12 protein-coding genes are annotated in these 16,807 nt (G+C 70.6%); all 12 read right to left on the reverse strand.

The window, feature by feature from the left end; genetic code table 11:
* Positions 1-203: 203 nt before the first annotated feature.
* Positions 204-1,628, reverse strand: coding sequence for an 8-oxoguanine deaminase (locus R0232_RS07145; protein WP_431511696.1), 1,425 nt, complete (start codon positions 1,626-1,628; stop codon positions 204-206).
* A gap of 1 nt (position 1,629) precedes the next feature.
* Complete coding sequence (locus tag R0232_RS07150; RefSeq protein WP_431511697.1) at positions 1,630-3,045, reverse strand: nucleobase:cation symporter-2 family protein; 1,416 nt, start codon at positions 3,043-3,045, stop codon at positions 1,630-1,632.
* 119 nt (positions 3,046-3,164) lie between these two features.
* Positions 3,165-4,067, reverse strand: a complete 903-nt coding sequence (locus R0232_RS07155; protein WP_431511698.1) for a LysR substrate-binding domain-containing protein — start codon at positions 4,065-4,067, stop codon at positions 3,165-3,167.
* 47 nt (positions 4,068-4,114) lie between these two features.
* Entirely contained in the window at positions 4,115-6,376 is a 2,262-nt protein-coding gene (locus R0232_RS07160) for a phosphocholine-specific phospholipase C (RefSeq protein ID WP_398496773.1), read from the reverse strand.
* 32 nt (positions 6,377-6,408) lie between these two features.
* Complete coding sequence (locus R0232_RS07165; protein ID WP_431511699.1) at positions 6,409-6,591, reverse strand: hypothetical protein; 183 nt, start codon at positions 6,589-6,591, stop codon at positions 6,409-6,411.
* 247 nt (positions 6,592-6,838) lie between these two features.
* A complete protein-coding gene (locus R0232_RS07170) occupies positions 6,839-9,091 on the reverse strand; it encodes a phosphocholine-specific phospholipase C (protein WP_431511700.1) in 2,253 nt (750 codons plus the stop codon).
* A 14-nt stretch (positions 9,092-9,105) separates the two neighbouring features.
* Positions 9,106-11,298, reverse strand: a complete 2,193-nt coding sequence (locus tag R0232_RS07175) for a phosphocholine-specific phospholipase C (protein WP_208512532.1) — start codon at positions 11,296-11,298, stop codon at positions 9,106-9,108.
* Between the two features lie 47 nt (positions 11,299-11,345).
* A complete protein-coding gene (locus R0232_RS07180) occupies positions 11,346-11,531 on the reverse strand; it encodes a hypothetical protein (RefSeq protein WP_208512533.1) in 186 nt (61 codons plus the stop codon).
* A 52-nt stretch (positions 11,532-11,583) separates the two neighbouring features.
* Positions 11,584-13,680 (reverse strand): LamG-like jellyroll fold domain-containing protein, encoded by a 2,097-nt coding sequence (locus R0232_RS07185; protein WP_431511701.1) that lies wholly within the window; start codon positions 13,678-13,680, stop codon positions 11,584-11,586.
* A gap of 247 nt (positions 13,681-13,927) precedes the next feature.
* Complete coding sequence (locus tag R0232_RS07190; RefSeq protein ID WP_431511702.1) at positions 13,928-14,929, reverse strand: 5'-nucleotidase; 1,002 nt, start codon at positions 14,927-14,929, stop codon at positions 13,928-13,930.
* Between the two features lie 17 nt (positions 14,930-14,946).
* Positions 14,947-15,531, reverse strand: coding sequence for a hypothetical protein (locus tag R0232_RS07195; RefSeq protein ID WP_431511703.1), 585 nt, complete (start codon positions 15,529-15,531; stop codon positions 14,947-14,949).
* A gap of 35 nt (positions 15,532-15,566) precedes the next feature.
* Complete coding sequence (gene gspF / locus R0232_RS07200) at positions 15,567-16,805, reverse strand: type II secretion system inner membrane protein GspF (RefSeq protein WP_093355440.1); 1,239 nt, start codon at positions 16,803-16,805, stop codon at positions 15,567-15,569.
* Between the last annotated feature and the right edge of the window lie 2 nt (positions 16,806-16,807).

Below are 16,807 nucleotides of genomic sequence, written 5' to 3' on the forward strand. Positions count from 1 at the left end.
GCTGGTGTTCCCTGTTGTTGTCGTGTATCTGGAACATCGGCCGATGGTTCTCGCCCTGGCCGATAAAATCGAACGCTCGTTCTATTCGAGCCAGCGGATTCTGCGGACGAGGCATGACGCCCGCAATGCGGGTAGCTGCCTAGGGCGAAGGTTCGCATCCGGCGTTGCGAAAGCGCACGCCGGTCAGGTGGGAATCAGCGTCGTCAGGCCGTGTGCGGATGCCGCGCGCGCTCGTACAGCGTGCGTGCGAGCTCGCGGTGCCGCGCGAGCAGCGGCGGCAGCTCGAGATCGACGAAGCGGCCCTCGCGGATGCGCACCTGGCCGTCGATGATGCAGAGCGCGGCCGAGGCCGGCGTGCAGAACACCAGCGCCGCCACCGGGTCGTGCCATGCGCCCGCGTGCGACACGCCGCGCAGGTCGAAGCCCACCACGTCGGCCGACATGCCCGGCGCGAGCGCGCCGATGTCGTCGCGGCCCAGCACGCGCGCGCCGCCCAGGGTCGCGATCTCGAGCGCCTCGCGCGCCGTCATCGCGGCCGGGCCATGGCCCACGCGCTGCAGCAGCATGGCCTGGCGCGCCTCGCCGAGCAGGTGCGCGCCGTCGTTCGAGGCGCTGCCGTCCACGCCCAGGCCCACCGGCACGCCCGCGCGGCGCATGGCGCCGATGGGCGCGATGCCCGAGGCCAGCCGCATGTTCGAGCACGGGCAGTGGGCCACGCCGGTGCCGGTGCGGCCGAAGAGGGCGATGCCCGCGGGGTCGAGCTTCACGCAGTGCGCATGCCAGACGTCGCGGCCGACCCAGCCCAGGTCCTCGGCGTATTCGGCCGGCGTCATGCCGAACTTCTCGCGCGAGTAGGCGACGTCGTTGTCGTTCTCGGCCAGGTGCGTGTGCAGCGACACGCCGCGCTCGCGCGCGAGCAGCGCCGAGTCGCGCATGAGCTCGCGCGAGACCGAGAACGGCGAGCAGGGTGCGAGCACGATGCGCCGCATCGAGTGGCGCGAGGCGTCGTGCCAGCGGTCGATCAGCCGCTCGCTGTCGCGCAGGATCGCGGCCTCGCTCTCCACCACCTCGTCGGGCGGCAGGCCGCCGGCGCTGCGGCCCACGCTCATGCTGCCGCGCGCGGCATGGAAGCGCATGCCCATCGTGGCGGCCGCCTCGATCGAATCGTCGAGCCGCGCGCCGTTGGGGAACAGGTAGAGGTGGTCGCTGGTGGTGGTGCAGCCCGAGAGCATCAGCTCGGCCATCGCGGTCCGGGTCGACACGCGGATCATCTCGGGCGTGAGCCGCGCCCACAGCAGGTAGAGGTTGGTGAGCCAGCCGAACAGCTCGGCGTCCTGCGCCTCGGGCACCGCGCGCGTGAGGCTCTGGTACATGTGGTGGTGCGTGTTCACCAGCCCCGGCATCAGCACGTGGCCGTGCAGATCGATGGCCTCGGCGGCGCCGCTGCGCAGCGCCTCGAGGTAGACCGGCGGCAGCTCGGCCGTGGCACCGACCCAGGCGATGGCCGGCCCGTCGATCACCAGCGCGCCGTCGGCGATCTCGCGCCGCGCGGCGTCCATGGTGACGAGCACGTCGGCGTGGCGCAGCACGCGCAGCGGCCGGGGCGAGGAAGCGGTGGAGGAGCTCATGTCATTCGGTTCCGTGCGAGGTGCGTGCCGCCAGTGTGAAGGAACGCTCCCTCGACTGCACGCCGTTGTAGAAGAGATTGAGCAGCACCGCGGCCAGCGTGCCCAGCACGATGCCGCTGTGCGTCAGCGGATGGGTCCAGGCCGGGAAGTGCTGGAAGAAGTTCGGCGACAGCGTGGGAATCAGGCCGAGGCCGACCGAGATCGCGATCACGTAGAGCGCATGGCGCTCGCGCGCGTAGTCGATGCTGCCTAGGATGCGAATGCCGGTGGCCGCGACCATGCCGAACATCACGATGCCCGCGCCGCCGAGCACGAAGGAGGGCACCGAGGCCACCACGTGCGCGATCTTGGGGAACAGCGCGAGCGCGATCAGCAGCACGCCGCCGCCAGCCGCCACGTAGCGCGAGCGCACGCCCGTGACCGTGACCAGCCCCACGTTCTGCGAGAACGAGGTGTAGGGGAAGGTGTTGAACACGCCGCCGATCACCGTGCCCAGGCCGTCGGCGCGCAGGCCGCGCGAGAGCGCGTCGGTGTCGACCTTGCGGCCCGTGATCTCGCCGAGCGCGAGGAACATGCCGGTCGATTCGACCAGGGTGATCAGCATCACGATGCACATCGAGGCGATGGCCGTGAGCTCGAAGCGCGGCAGGCCGAAGTGGAAGGGCGTGGTCAGGGCCATCCAGCTCGCTTCCTCGAGGCCGTCGAACTGCATGCGGCCGAGCGCCAGCGACAGCAGCACGCCGAAGACGATGCCCAGCAGCACCGCGATGTTGGCGATGAGGCCCTTGCCGAAGCGCGTGATCGCGATGATCGCCGCCAGCACGGCCGCGGCGATGGCGAGGTTCACCGGCTCGCCGTAGGCCGGGTTGGCCACCGCATGCGCCACGCCCTCGATGCTGCGCGTCGAGGTGGGCTGCCCGCCCGCGGCCCAGTGGATCGCCACCACCATCAGCGAGACGCCGATCAGCGTGATGACCGTGCCCGTCACCAGCGGCGGGAACACGCCGAGCACGCGCCCCATCAGCGGCGCGAGCACGATGCCGAACAGCCCCGCCACGATGGTGGCGCCGTAGATCGCGGGCAGGCCCAGCGAGGGATCGATGCCGATGGCGATCATCGGGCCGACGGCCGCGAAGGTCACGCCCATCATCACGGGCATGCGGATGCCGAAGCGCCAGAAGCCGATGGCCTGCACCAGCGTGGCGATGCCGGCGGCCAACAGGTCAGCATTGATGAGGAAGGCGATGTCGGCCTTCGAGAGGCCGAGCGCGCCGCCCACGATCAGCGGCACCGCCACCGTGCCCGCGTACATCACGAGCACGTGCTGCAGGCTCAGCGCGCCGCAGCGCATGAGGGGAAGCTTCTGGTCGACCCCTTCGCCGTCTCCTGCGGGGGTCTTTTTGTCGTTCGAAAGCATGGGACTTTTCCTTCCGGCCGATGACCGGCGCGGCAGTCTAGGAGCCATGCCTTCGAACGCGCAAAGTCAATAAATGGCGCGCCCCGTGCACAAAAAGTGGACGGCCCCCGGCACCGTGTTCAGAGCGCGAGCAGCTCGTCGAGGCAGGCCGTCACGTGGTTCGCGAACAGCTCGGCCGCGGGGCTCGGCGCCTGCGCGGCGCGGGTCTCGAGCGTGAGCGTCTGGGCCGGCAGGGTGGCGTCGCGCAGCGGCACGAAGACCAGCGAGCCGTCGTGCATCTCCTCGGCCACGTCGAGCCGGTTGAGCAGCGTGATGCCCTCGCCCTCGCGCACCAGGCGGCGCATCAGCGCGGTGGAGGTGGTCTCGATCACGGGCGAGGCGCGCAGGCCCGAGCGCTCGAAGGCGGCGTCGATGATCGGCCGGATCGACAGCGAGGGCGCGGGCAACAGCAGCGGATGGCCCACGCACTCGGCCAGCACGGTGCTCGCATGCGCCGTGAGCGCATGGCCGGGCGGCACCACCGCGCCGATCGGCCACTCACTGGCGAACAGGGTGCGAAAACCCGCCGTGGCCGGCACGTCGTAGGCCAGCGCGAGGTCGGCATCGCCTTCGCGCACGCCGTGCAGCACGGCCGCGATCGGCAGGCCCAGCAGCTTGAGCTGGATGCCGGGATGGGCCGCGCGAAAGCGCCGCACCACGCCCGGCAGGAAGGCGTCGGCGAGCCCGGCGGTGGTGGCCAGCGTGACCTCGCCCTGGCGCAGCCCGCGCATGGCCTCGATGCGCTGGCGCACCCCGTCGAACTCGCGCAGCGTGCCGCGCGCATGCGCCAGCACCAGCTCGCCCACCGGCGTGAGCTTGAGCGTGTTGTGGATGCGCTCGAACAGCGGCGCGCCCAGTTCCTCCTCGAGGTTGAGGATCTGCCGGTTGATCGCGGTCGGCACCACGTGCAGCTGCGCGGCCGCCTTGCGGATCGAACCCGCGCGAACCACCTCGACAAAGTACCGGACCACCTTGGCGTGCATGACATCTCCCGCGCCACCGTGGGCGCGGGGGGATCATGCATGCGGGCTCAGAGGTCGGGCAAGCCCAGCGCGGGATCGCTGACCGAATGCTTGCCGGTCTCGACGCGGCCGGCGAAGCGGCGGTAGTAGGCCGGATCGGCGTCGCAGGTGACGGCGAAGTCGTACCACTGGCCGCTGGCCGCGAGCTCCCAGTGCAGTTCGGCCTTGGCGCCGCCCGCGACGGTCGCGCTCCACGGGCCGTCGTCGCGGTAGGCCTTGGCGCGCACGCTGAACTTCGCCGCGGCCTGGCCGCCGTTCATCATCTCGAGGTAGACGTTGCCGTTGGCGATGTCGTAGCACACGCGCAGCTCGGGCACGGCCGCGCCGCCGGCGCGCAGCGCGTTGAGGTCGCCCTGGAAATGGCGGTGGTAGCCGTTGGGGCCGAGCACCCAGAGGTCGTAGCGGCCGGCGTTGTCGGCGGTCGCGTTCCAGCGGTCGTCGAGCGACTTGCCGGCTTCGACCATGTAGCGGCGCGGCAGGCGGTCGAGGTTGAGCCGGTCGTAGACATGGAACACGGCGGCCGCGTTGCCGGTGTTGGCGAACAGCAGCTGCAGCGTGCCGCCGGCCGCGTCGGCCCTGGCGCTGGTGTGCAGCTCGTAGGGCAGCGCGCGCGAGGGCCGCGTGCCCGTGGCCTGGCGCGGCAGCAGGCCGTTGGCCGGTGGCGTGACCTGCGGCAGCGCCTGCTGCGCGGCGCGCAGCTGGTCGGCCTCGGCCTTGGTGCGGCGGCCCGCGAGCGTGGGCAGCGCCTCGCCGTTGGGGTTGGCGAAGTTGAAGGCGCTCGTGAGGTCGCCGTTGACCGCGCGGCGGAACGGGCCGATGTTGCTTTCCTTCACGCCGAAGCGGGCCTCGACGAAACGCAGCACCGAGGTGTGGTCGAAGGTCTGCGAGTTGACCCAGCCGCCGCGGCTCCAGGGCGAGATCACGTACATCGGCACGCGCATGCCGGGGCCGTAGACGTTGCCGTCGGGCGTGGGCTGCGACTGCGTCATGCCCGGCGGCTTGGGATGGTTGAAGTACTCGAAGCTCAGGTCCGCGTCGGACATCGTGGTCTTGCCCGCGAAGGCCTTCACCGAGGGATCGGCCGATGCGATGGGCGAGGGCGCCGAGGCCGAGGGCACGTGGTCGAAGTAGCCGTCGTTCTCGTCGAAGTTCACGAACAGCACGGTCTTGCTCCAGACCTCGGGCACGGCGGTGAGCGCCTCCAGCACCTGCTGGATGTACCACGCGCCCTGCACCGGGCTCGAGGGGCCGGGGTGCTCGGAGTAGACGTCGGGCGGGATCACCCAGGAGACCGCCGGCAGCCGGCCGGCCTTCACGTCGGCGCGGAAGGCATCCATGATCGCGCCCGCGTCGAAGGCCGCCTGGTCGGCCACCGGCAGCGTGTTGGCCGTGCCCTTGTAGAGCGGATTGCCGGCGTCGTCGCCGGGCGCGTAGGCCGGCGATGCGCCCTGCGGCAGCGAGGTGCTGACCGGCTTGGACGAGGCCTCGTTGGCCTTGCGGAAGTTCTTGAAGCCCAGCAGCGGATTGCAGCCGTAGTTGTTCGGGATGTTCTGGTAGACCATCCAGCTCACGCCCGCGTCCTGCAGGCGCTCGGCATAGGTCTTCCACTCGTAGCCCTCGGTCGAGGGACCGGTCGAACTCCAGGCATTGACGTTGTTGACGTAGGCCACGTTGCCGCCCGTGGGGCCGTTGGTGCCGGTCCAGTGGAACGAGCGGTTGGCGTGCGTGCCGGTGTGCATCGCGCAGTGGTAGTCGTCGCAGATCGTGAAGGCGTTGGCCAGCGCGAACTGGAACGGCAGCTCGGCCTCGGCGAGGTAGCCCATCGACTGCACGTAGGGCGCGGTGCTGCTGACCTTCTTGTAGCGCGGCCACTGGTAGAGGCGGCCGCCGTCCCAGGCGTTGTGCGAGTCGACCCAGGTGTGCGGCGTGCTGCTCACGCGCTGCGCGTTGCCTTTGCTGCCGTCGAGGTGGTAGGGCAGCACCACCTTACCGTTCTCGTCGAGCTGCTGCCACACGTTGAGCCCGTTGGGCAGCGGGATCGGGAAGCGGTCGCCGAAGCCGCGCACGCCCTGCAGCGTGCCGAAGTAGTGGTCGAACGAACGGTTCTCCTGCATCAGGATCACGATGTGCTCGACGTCCTGGATGGTGCCGGTCTTGTTGTTGGCGGGAATCGCGAGCGCGCGGCGGATGGCCGGCGGAAAGGCCGAGAGCGCGAGCGCGGCGGCGCCGGTGGTGGCGGTGCCGGTGAGGAATTTGCGGCGTGAGGTCATGGTCTTGTCGTGTTGTTTTTCGGGCCGTTGTATCAGGGCGCGCAGCGCATCACGGGCTGCGTGGTGGCGGGCGGGTTCTGCGTGCCGCCGTCGCCCGGGTTGCCCGTGCCGGGCAGTCCGCCGAAGCCGCCGCCGCTGCCGCCACCGCAGGCGGCGAGGGTGCAGGCCAGGAACAGCGCCGGCAGCAGCCGTGCGCGCGAGAAGAAGAGATGCATGGGAAATCCTCGCAGGTGTGTTTTCTTGTGAAGAGGCGACGAGGAGCGCGCCGCCACTGCCACGGTAGGAAGCGGCAATGACAGTCGAGTGAAGAACGAGGCCGAGGTGTAAGCGCGCGTTGCGCCTGCGCGCGCGATGAATACCAAAGCCGGACAGGCAGCGCGCGAAGGGCTCGCGCGTACCGTGTCCGGCCTGGTGAGAAGGCTGCGGGAGCGGGTCCCGAAAGCCTTCAGCGATGCATGCGCCTCAGAGGTCGGCCATGCCCATCGCGGGATCGCTGACCGAGTGCTTGCCGGTCTCGACGCGGCCCGCGAAGCGGCGCGCGAAGGTCGGATCGGCATCGCAGCCCACGGCGAAGTCGTACCAGGCGCCGCTCGACGAAAGATCCCAATGCAGCTCGGCCTTGGCGCCGGGCTGCACGGTCGCGGTCCACGGGCCGTCGTCGCGGTAGGCCTTGGCACGCACCGTGAACTTCGCGGCCTTCTTGCCGCCGTTGAGCAGCTCGAGGTAGACGTTGCCGTTGGCGATGTCGTAGCACACGCGGACTTCCGGGGCGGCCGCGTCGCTCGCGCGCAGGCTGCCGAGGTCGCCCTTGAAGTGGCGGTGGTAGCCGTTCGGGCCGAGCACCCACAGGTCGTAGAAGCCGCTGTTGTCGCGGCCCGCCATCCAGATGTCGTCGAGCGTCTTGCCGGCCTCGACCATGTAGCGGCGCGGCAGGCGCGCGAGGTTGAGCTTGTCGTAGACGTGGAACACCGCGGCCGCCTTGCCGGTGTTCGCGAACAGCAGCTGCACCGTGCCGTCGAGCGGTGCCGTGCGCGCGCTGGTGTGCAGCTCGTAGGGCAGGGCGCGCGAGGGCCGCGTGCCGGTTGTCTGGCGCGGCAGCTGCGGATCGAGCGGCAGCGGCACCTGCGACAGCGCCTCCTGGTTGCGCCGGATCTGGTCGACCTCGGCGCGGGTGGCGCGGCCGGTCAGCGTGGGCAGTGCCTCGCCGTTGGGGTTGGCGAAGTTGAAGGCGCTCGTGAGGTCGCCGCACACCGCGCGCCGGAAGGCGCTGATGTTGGGCTCCTGCACGCCGAAGCGGGTTTCGAGGAAGCGCAGCACCGAGGTGTGGTCGAAGGCCTGCGAGCTGACCCAGCCGCCGCGGCTCCACGGCGAGATCACGTACAGCGGCACGCGCGGGCCCGGGCCGTAGACGCGGCCGTCGGCCTTGGGCTGGCCGCCGCTGCCCAGCGGCGCGGCATGCGTGAAGTACTCGGGACCCATCGCCGAGTCCGACAGCGTGGTCTTGCCCGCGTAGCTGCCGTCGCCGTTGGGCGAAGGCGCCGAGGGCGAGGGCAGGTGGTCGAAGTAGCCGTCGTTCTCGTCGAAGTTGATCAGCAGCACGGTCTTGCTCCACACCTCGGGCACGGCGGTGAGCGCGTCCAGCACCTCCTGCAGGAACCAGGCGCCCTGGATCGGGCTCGAGGGACCGGGATGCTCGCAGTAGATCGACGGCGCGTTCATCCAGCAGACCTGCGGCAGCTTGCCTTCGCGGATGTCGCGCTTGAACGCGTCGAGGTAGTCCTCGGGCTTCGTGCCGGGCAGCGTGTTGGCCACGCCCTTGTAGAGCGGGCTCTTCGCATCGTCGGTGGCGCGATCGTAGGCCTTGTAGGGCAGCGCCTGGCCGGTGTCGGCATAGGGCTTGTTGGGCTCGCCGCCGCTGGAGACCGGATAGCCCGAGTCGATGTTGGCCTTGCGGAACTGGCGGAACGCGCCGAGCATGTTGTCGCCCCATTCGTCGGGCATGTTCTGGTAGCTGATCCAGCGCACGCCCGCATCTTCCAGGCGCTCCGCGTAGGTCTTCCAGGTGTAGCCCACGCCCAGCGAGCCGGGCCGGCCGTCGATCCAGTCCCATTCGTTGCGCACGAAGGCGGTGTTGGTCGCGGTCGGGCCGTTGGTGCCCGTCAGGTGGAAGGAGCGGTTGGCGTCGGTGCCGGTGTGCATCGCGCAGTGGTAGGCATCGCAGATCGTGAAGGCATTGGCCAGCGCGAACTGGAACGGGATCTCCGTCGCCTTGTGATAGCCCATGGCCTTGCTGGTCTTGTAGCGCGCCCACTGGTACATGCGCCCGCCGTCCCAGGCGTTCTGGCTGTCGGCCCAGTCGTGCGGCGTGCCGCCGTCGCGCTGCGCATTGCCCTTCGAGCTGTCGAGGTGGTAGGGCAGGATGGCCTTGCCGCTGGCATCGCTCTGCTGCCAGACGTTCATGCCCTTGGGCAGCGGGATGGTGAAGCGGTCGCCGAAGCCACGCACGCCGGCGAGCGTGCCGAAGTAGTGGTCGAACGAACGGTTCTCCTGCATCAGGATGACGACGTGCTCGACGTCCTGGATGGTGCCGGTCTTGTTGTTGGCGGGGATCGCGAGGGCGCGGCGGATGCTCGGCGGGAAGGCCGAGAGCGCGAGCGCGGCGGCACCGGTGGTGGCGCTGCCGGTGAGGAATTTGCGGCGTGCGTTGTCGGTCATGGTGCGTGCCTCCTTCACAGATCGCCCAGGCCCATGGCCGGATCGCTGACCGAATGCTTGCCGGTCTCCACGCGGCCCGCGAAGCGGCGCTGCCAGCTCGCGTCGGCATCGCAGCTCACGACGAAGTCGTACCAGGCGCCGCTCGACGACAGATCCCAATGCAGCTCGGCCTTGGCGCCGCCCGCGACGGTCGCGCTCCACGGGCCGTCGTCGCGGTAGGCCTTGGCGCGCACCGTGAACTTCGCGGCGGCCTGGCCGGCGTTGAGCATCTCGAGGTAGACGTTGCCGTTGGCGATGTCGTAGCACACGCGCACCTCGGGGATGGCGGTGCCGCCGGCGCGCAGCCGGCTCAGGTCGCCCTTGAAGTGGCGGTGGTAGCCGTTCGGCCCGAGCACCCAGAGGTCGTAGAAACCGCTGTCGTCGCTGACCGCGTTCCAGGCGTCGTCGAGCGTCTTGCCCGGCTCCACCATGAAGCGGCGCGGCAGGCGGTCGAGGTGCAGCCGGTCGTAGACGTGGAACACGGCCGCGGCCTTGCCGGTGTTGGCGAAGATCAGCCGCACGCTGCCGCCGATCGCATCGCTGCGCGCGCTGGTGTGCAGCTCGTAGGGCAGGGCGCGCGAGGGCCGCGTGCCGGTGGCCTGGCGCGGCAGCTGCGGATCGAGTGGCAGCGGCACCTGGGACAGCTTCTCCTGGTCGCTGCGCAGCCGGTCGGCCCCGCCGCGCGTGGTGCGGCCCGCGAGCGTGGGCAGCGTCTCGTTGTTCGGGTTCGCGAAGTTGAAAGCGCTCGTGAGGTCGCCGCACACCGCGCGCCGGAAGGCGCTGATGTTGGTCTCCTTCACGCCGAAGCGCGCCTCGATGAAGCGCAGCACCGAGGTGTGGTCGAAGGCCTGCGAGTTGACCCAGCCGCCGCGGCTCCACGGCGACACCACGTACATCGGCACGCGCACGCCGGGGCCGTAGACCCGGCCGTCGGGCGCGGGCTGGCCGGTGGTGCCCGGTGGCTTCGGATGGTTGAAGTACTCGGGCTTGAGCGCGTCGAGCGGCAGCGTGGTCTTGCCCGCGGGCGTGCCGTCGGGATTGATCGAGGGCGCGGCGGGCGAAGGGTAGTGGTCGAAGTAGCCGTCGTTCTCGTCGAAGTTGATGAGCAGCACGGTCTTGCTCCACACCTCGGGCACGGCGGTCAGCGCATCGAGCGTTTCCTGGATGTACCAGCCGCCCTGCACCGGGCTCGACGGTCCGGGATGCTCGGAGTAGGTGGCCGGCGCGACGATCCACGACACCTGCGGCAGCTTGCCGTTCTTGATGTCCTGGCGGAACTGCTCGAGGAAGCCGCCGTCGCCCATGGTGTTGGCGATGCCCTTGTAGAGCGGGTTGCGCGCGTCGTCGCTCGCCGGGTCGTAGACCGGCGAGGGTCCGTCGTTGCTGACCGGCTTGCCCGAGGCCTCGTTGGCCAGGCGGTACTGCTTGAAGCCCGCGAGCGGGTTGTCGCCGAAGTTCTCCGGCATGTTCTGGTAGACGATCCAGCTGACCTTGGCCTCCTGCAGGCGCTCGGGATAGGTCTTCCACTCGTAGCCCTTGGCCGAGCCGTCGATCGAGTCCCACTCGTTGTTGACCGTGGCCACGCCCGCGCCGGTGGGGCCGTTGGTGCCGGTCCAGTGGAACATGCGGTTCGAGTTGGTGCCGGTGTGCATGCTGCAGTGGTACTCGTCGCACAGCGTGAAGGCGTTGGCGAGCGCGAACTGGTAGGGCACCTCGGCTTCCTTGAAGTAGCCCATCGCCGCGTTGGTCTTGTAGCGCGCCCACTGGTAGGTGCGCCCGCCGTCCCAGGCGTTCTGGCCGTCGCTCCACGAATGCGGCGTGCCGCTCACGCGCTGGGCGTTGCCCTTGGTGCTGTCGAGGTGGTAGGGCAGGATGGCCGTGCCGCTGGCATCGCTCTGCTGCCAGACGTTCATGCCCTTGGGCAGCGGGATCGTGAAGCGGTCGCCGAAACCGCGCACGCCCATCAGGGTGCCGAAGTAGTGGTCGAACGAGCGGTTCTCCTGCATCAGGATGACGATGTGCTCGACGTCCTGGAGGGTGCCGGTCTTGTTGTTGGCGGGGATCGCGAGGGCGCGGCGGATGCTCGGCGGAAAGGCCGAGAGCGCGAGCGCGGCGGCGCCGGTGGTGGCGGTGCCGGTGAGGAATTTGCGGCGTGAGTTGGCGGTCATCGTGGTGGCGTCCTGGGCATTCTTTCGGTGCGGAAAGGAGCGGACGCTCAGGGCGCGCAGCGCTTCACCGGCTCGGTGGCCGCCGGCGGGTTCGTGCCGCCGCCGGGGTTGCCGGCGCCGGGCAGGCCGATGAAGCCGCCGCCGCCGTCGCCGCCGCCGCAGGCGGACAGCAGGCAGGCCAGCAGCAGGGCGGGCGCGAAGCGAAGCAGGTGAAGGGAACGTGGGGCTTGCATGGTGATCCTCTCTCTCGGGTCGTTGTGTTGGGGGGAAGGGGTGCGAGGGCGCTCAGGGCTCGAGCGTGGACAGCGGCTGGCCCGACTTGAAGATGCTCGTGAGCTCGTCGGCCGTGAGCGCGCGGTTCCAGATCGCGAACTCGTTGAAGTCGAGCGGGCCGCGCGGCGAGCTGGTCCAGCGCTTGTAGTACTGGCCGGTGCCGTCCTCGTTGAGGCTCAGGCCGTTCTTCAGGCCGCCGAGCTGGGCCACGATGTCGGCGGTCATGTCGGCGCTGCCGGTCTGCAGCGCGCGCGCGGCGTCGAACAGGAAGCCGGTCATCTTGAGGTTGGCCTTGTCGATCACGACCGCCACGTAGGCCCACTGGCCGGCGCTCAGGCGGTAGCCGTTGCTGTCGGCGCGGCCGCCGCCCTTGCCGACGTTGAAGCGCAGCTCGCAACCATCGAACAGGCCGATCGCGAGGCCGGCATTGCTGCCGCTGTCGTAGTTCTTGTTGGCGATCACCGAGGCGCCATCGCCCGCGCCCACGCTGCAGGTCGCGTCGGTGCGCAGCCAGAAGCCGATGGTGTAGGCCGTGACCGAGGGCGCGGTCGCCACGTCGGTGGTCTGCAGCAGGCGGTAGCCGGCGGTGCCGTCGGCGGTCTTCACGCTGCTGTCCACGCGCAGGGCCTTGGCCTTGTACGGGGCCTTGAAGCCGTCGTCCGTCAGGCTGCCGCCATCGGCGCCGGCGGCCCAGGGCGCGAGCGTGGAGACGCTCCTGCGGTCGGCGGGCGGCAGCGCGTCGAGCGGGTAGTAGTTGACCAGGCCGTTGCGCAGCGTGGGCGCGAGCGTGGCGGGCTTCACGTAGGTGACGCGCGCCGGCAGCGCGAGGCTCGCATCGCCCGCGACCACGGTGTAGTCGAAGGCCAGGATGCCGTCGCTGGCTGCTTCCACGGGGTCGTTGTAGGCGGTGGCCCCGGCCGCGAGCGTGGCGACCAGCTTGCCGTCGCGCAGCACCTTCACCGGCACGTTCGCGTTGCCCGCGAGCGTCCACGAGAGATCGACGCTGGTCTTGTCGGCGCCGGTCTTCGCCAGCAGGCCGCGCAATGCGGTGGCGGCCTGCAGCGGCTGGCCGTTGAAGCGGTAGGCCTCGGCCGCGGGCAGCGCGCCGAGGTGGCGCAGCACGGTCGGCGCGATGTCGGTCGCGGCGGCCAGCTTCGTCAGCGTGGCCACGTCGGTGGGCGCGGCCTCGCCGGTGGCGGGCAGCGCGGCCAGCGCCTTGTTGCTCGCGACGAAGATCGTCTTGGTCTGCGCGCTCTGCGTGCCGGTCGCGTTGCCGAAGGCATCGAGGCCGTTCGGGGTGGTGAGCACCACGAGCCAATCCTCCTTCGCATCGTTGGCGCTGCGCCGCGCGATGCGCGCGAGCAGCTGGCCGACCGCGGCGGCGGTGTCGGACACGGCGCGCTGGTAGGCCTCGCCGCGCAGGCCGGAGGGCGCCGCGGCGGCGGGCGCGCCGTACTGTGCCACCAGCAGGTCGTAGCCCTGGTCGATGAGCTGCGCGGTGCGCTCGGTCACGCAGGCATCGGCGCCCGCGCAGTCGACGGCGGCATCGAGCGTGCCGCTCTCGTTCGCGAGCAGCGAGCGGTAGTTGGCGCCGGCCGTCACCGAGGCGGTGAGGTAGCCGGCGTCCTTCTTCTGCTTCGCGAGCGCGAACACCGAGGGCGCGAGCTTGGCGTCGATGCGCTGGTCGGCCGTGTCCCACTGCACCGAGTGGCGCTGCGCCCAGGTGCCGGTCACGAGCGTGGCCCAGCCGGGGCTCGCGGTGGTGCGCTGCTCGGTGAGCGCGCCATTGGCGCCGCCGGTCCAGGCCGGCGCGAGCTTCAGGCCCTGCAGCGCGGGCACCTTGTTCTGCGCCATCGCATCGCGCAGCGCGGCGTGGGTGAGGCCGTCGACCTGCACCACCAGGGCCTTGGGACCGCTCTTGCCCTGGTTGGTGGTGGGCGGGTTGGCGCCGCCACCGTCGCCGGCCGGCGGGGCGACCGGCGGGAACACCACGCCCCCACCGCCACCGCCGCCGCATGCGGCGAGTGCCGTGGCCGCTGCCAGCGGCAGCAGCCAGCGGGCCGTGGCACGGGATCGGGAAACGGAAAGCGGATGAAGTTTCGGACGCATCGTGGAACCCTGGAATGGAGAGGGAGCAAGGGGCCGGTGACAGTCGGCCCGAGGCAAAAAAAAGTGCCCGGAGGGCACGTGTGCGGACGCCGCGAAGATTAGGGAGAACCCGTGACGCAGCAGTGAACTGCGCATGACAAAGCGAAGGCATGCGCATGACAGCGCGCCGCCCGTTACTGCGAAAGAATGAAGTCGGAGGTGGCCGATGTGCTCGGCCCGGCGCCGCGTGTCGAGGCGGCGCTCGTGCCTATCGCGAGCGCGGCTTCGGCGAGCGCGGCTTCGCGGGCTTCGCCGCGCGTTGCTTCGCTGGTGCCTGCGCGGTCTTCGGCGCCGCCTTCACCGCTTGTTGCGCCGGCTCGTTGCTGATCCCGCTCGACACATGCCCCGCCGGCACATGCCGTGCCGCCGCATCGACATGGCCGGTCTGGTCGTCGAAGAAGAAGTCGGGCTCGAACTCGCGCAGGAACTCGCCCTTGGGCAGGCCGCCGAGGAACATGGCCTCGTCGACGCGGATGTTCCAGTTCATCAGCGTGCGGATGGCGCGCTCGTGCGCGGGTGCGCTGCGCGCCGTGACCAGCGCGGTGCGGATGCGCATCTGCGCATTGCCCGCCATCTGCAGCCGGTGCAGCGCGGCCAGCAGCGGCTTGAACGGGCCGCCGGGCAGCGGCAGGTCGACCTTGCTCGCCTCGTGCGCCTGGAAGGCATCGAGGCCCTCGGCCTGGAACACGCGCTCGGCCTCGTCGCTGAACAGCACGGCGTCGCCGTCGAAGGCGATGCGCACCTCGTTGGGCCAGGCATCGCCGGCCTTGACCGATTCGACCAGCACGCGCGCGGCCGGGAAGCCCGCGCCCAGCGCCTCGCGCACGTCCTGTGCGTTGACCGACAGGAACAGGTGCGCGCGCAGCGCGCGCAGGTAGCCGAAGGGTGGGCGGCCCTGGGTGAACACGCCGCGCTGCAGCTTGATGTCGGCCGCGGCGCTGGAGCGGAAGATGCGCATGCCCGAGACCGGGTCGTTGCGCGAGAGGATCACGACCTCGACACGCTGCACGCCGTCGTCGTTGAAGCGCAGCAGCTTGCGGATCAGCGAATAGGCGATGCCGGGCGCGGCCGGCACGTCGAGCCGGTCGAGCTGCAGCTTCATGTAGCCCGTGTCGTCGCCCGACTCGAAGATCTTGTTCTCTTCTTCGAGGTTGAACAGGGCGCGCGAGGAGATCGCGACCACGAGCTTGTCTTCGAGGGTGACGGGCATGGCGTGCGGTTGTGCGGTCAGGAGTCGGCGCGGCCATCGTCGGCCGCATCGAACGAGAAGTAGAGCGTATCCGACCAGTGGCCCAGGCCGAGCTCGCGCACCGGCGCCTCGACGAACTGCTGCGCGGGCGGCAGCAGGCGCTGCCAGAAGGTCCTGGGGCGCGGCGCAAGCGCGGCGAGCGTGCGCTCGATCTCGGCGTCGAGCTCGGCCAGGCCCTGGCGCAGTGTCTGGACCTCGCCGGCCACGGGTGCGTCGCCCATGCTCAGCACCTCGGCCGGCTCGAGCACGAACCATTCGTCGGGCCGCGTGTGTTCGGCCAGGAAGCGCAGCGCGTCCTCGCGCATCGGCGAGATCGCGGGATGGTCGATGCGCGCGAGGAAGGCGGAGACGCGCGCGATGCCCGGGCCGCAGCGTCCGGCCAGCGCGAGCGGCTCGGGCTCGTTCCAGATCGCCGAGCGGCAGGGCCGGGTCTCGCACGACACCAGCAGGCGGAACACCAGCGGCACGTCGTAGGCGTATTCGGAGATGCCGCGCAGCGCGGACGGGCGGGCGCCCGCGTCCGGCAGGGCGGCGCTGGCGTAGAGGTAGCTTCGATTGGCCATCGGCGTGTTCCTTGCCCGCGGCCGAACCGCGGGCGCTACTTGACGAACTGGTTGAGCTGGATGATCGGCAGCATCACGGCCAGCACGATCAGCATCACCACGCCACCCATCGCCACGATCAGCAGCGGCTCGAGGATGGTCGCCAGGTGCATGGCGCGGCGCTGCACTTCGGCGCCGAGCTGGTTGGAGGCGCGCTGCAGCATCAGCGGCAGCGTGCCGGTCTGTTCGCCGAGCCGCGCGAACATCGACACCAGGCCCGGAAAGCGCTTCTTCTGCGCCAGCGCCGAGGCCAGCGGCGCGCCCTCGCGCACCAGCACCAGCGCATCGAGCGCGTCGGCGCGCATGGCGCGGTTGCTCAGGGTCTCGGCGGCCGCCTGCAGCGCGCGCAGGATCGGCACGCCGGCGGTGGCCAGCATGGCGAGCGTGCTCGCGAAGCGCGCCGCGTTGTAGCCGCGCGCGAGCTTGCCCACCAGCGGCAGCTTGAGCCAGGCGGCGTCGAACTTGAGGCGGAAGGCTTCCTGCGCCAGCGCCAGCCGCGCGCCGACGGCGGACAGCAGCACGATGCCGAGCATCCACCAGCCGTAGTTGCGCACGGCGGCGCTGAGGCCCAGCATCACGGTGGTGAGGAAGGGCAGCGAGCGCTTGGTGCCCGCGAACACCTGGGCCACCTGCGGCACCACGTAGCTCACGAGGAAGATCACGATCACGATCGCCACCAGGGTGACGATGGCCGGGTAGAGTGCCGCGCCGACCAGCTTCTGCTGCAGCGCCTGGCGTTCCTCGAGGTCGTCGGCCAGGCGGTCGAGCACCAGGCCGAGGTTGCCGCTCTGCTCGCCGGCGCCGATCACGGCGGTGTAGATCGGCGAGAACTCGCGCGAGTGCGCCGACAGCGCGCGCGCGAACGGCGAGCCGGCGTTGACCTCGGCGCGCAGCGAGGCCACGAGGTTGCGTTGCTGTTCGGATTCGGCCTCGTCGGTGAGCGCCGTGAGCGCGCGCTCGAGCGGCAGGCCCGAGGACACCAGGCCCGCGAGCTGGCGCGTCCAGACCGCGAGGCCGGTGGAATTGAAGACCCGCTTGCCGCCGCCGAGCCAGCGCGACAGGCCGCTGCGCTGGCCGGTGCCGTTGACGTGGTCGCTGCCGACCGGCTTGACCGACAGCGGGATCAGCGCCTGGGCGCGCAGCATGCTGCGCGCGCTGCGCGCGGTGTCGGCCTCCAGCACGCCTTCGCGCGACTGGCCGGCGGCATCGATGGCTTCGAAGGAATAGGCGGGCATGG

Origin of the sequence: Variovorax sp. DAIF25 (assembly GCF_050711835.1) — a bacterium.
Lineage (GTDB): Bacteria > Pseudomonadota > Gammaproteobacteria > Burkholderiales > Burkholderiaceae_C > Variovorax.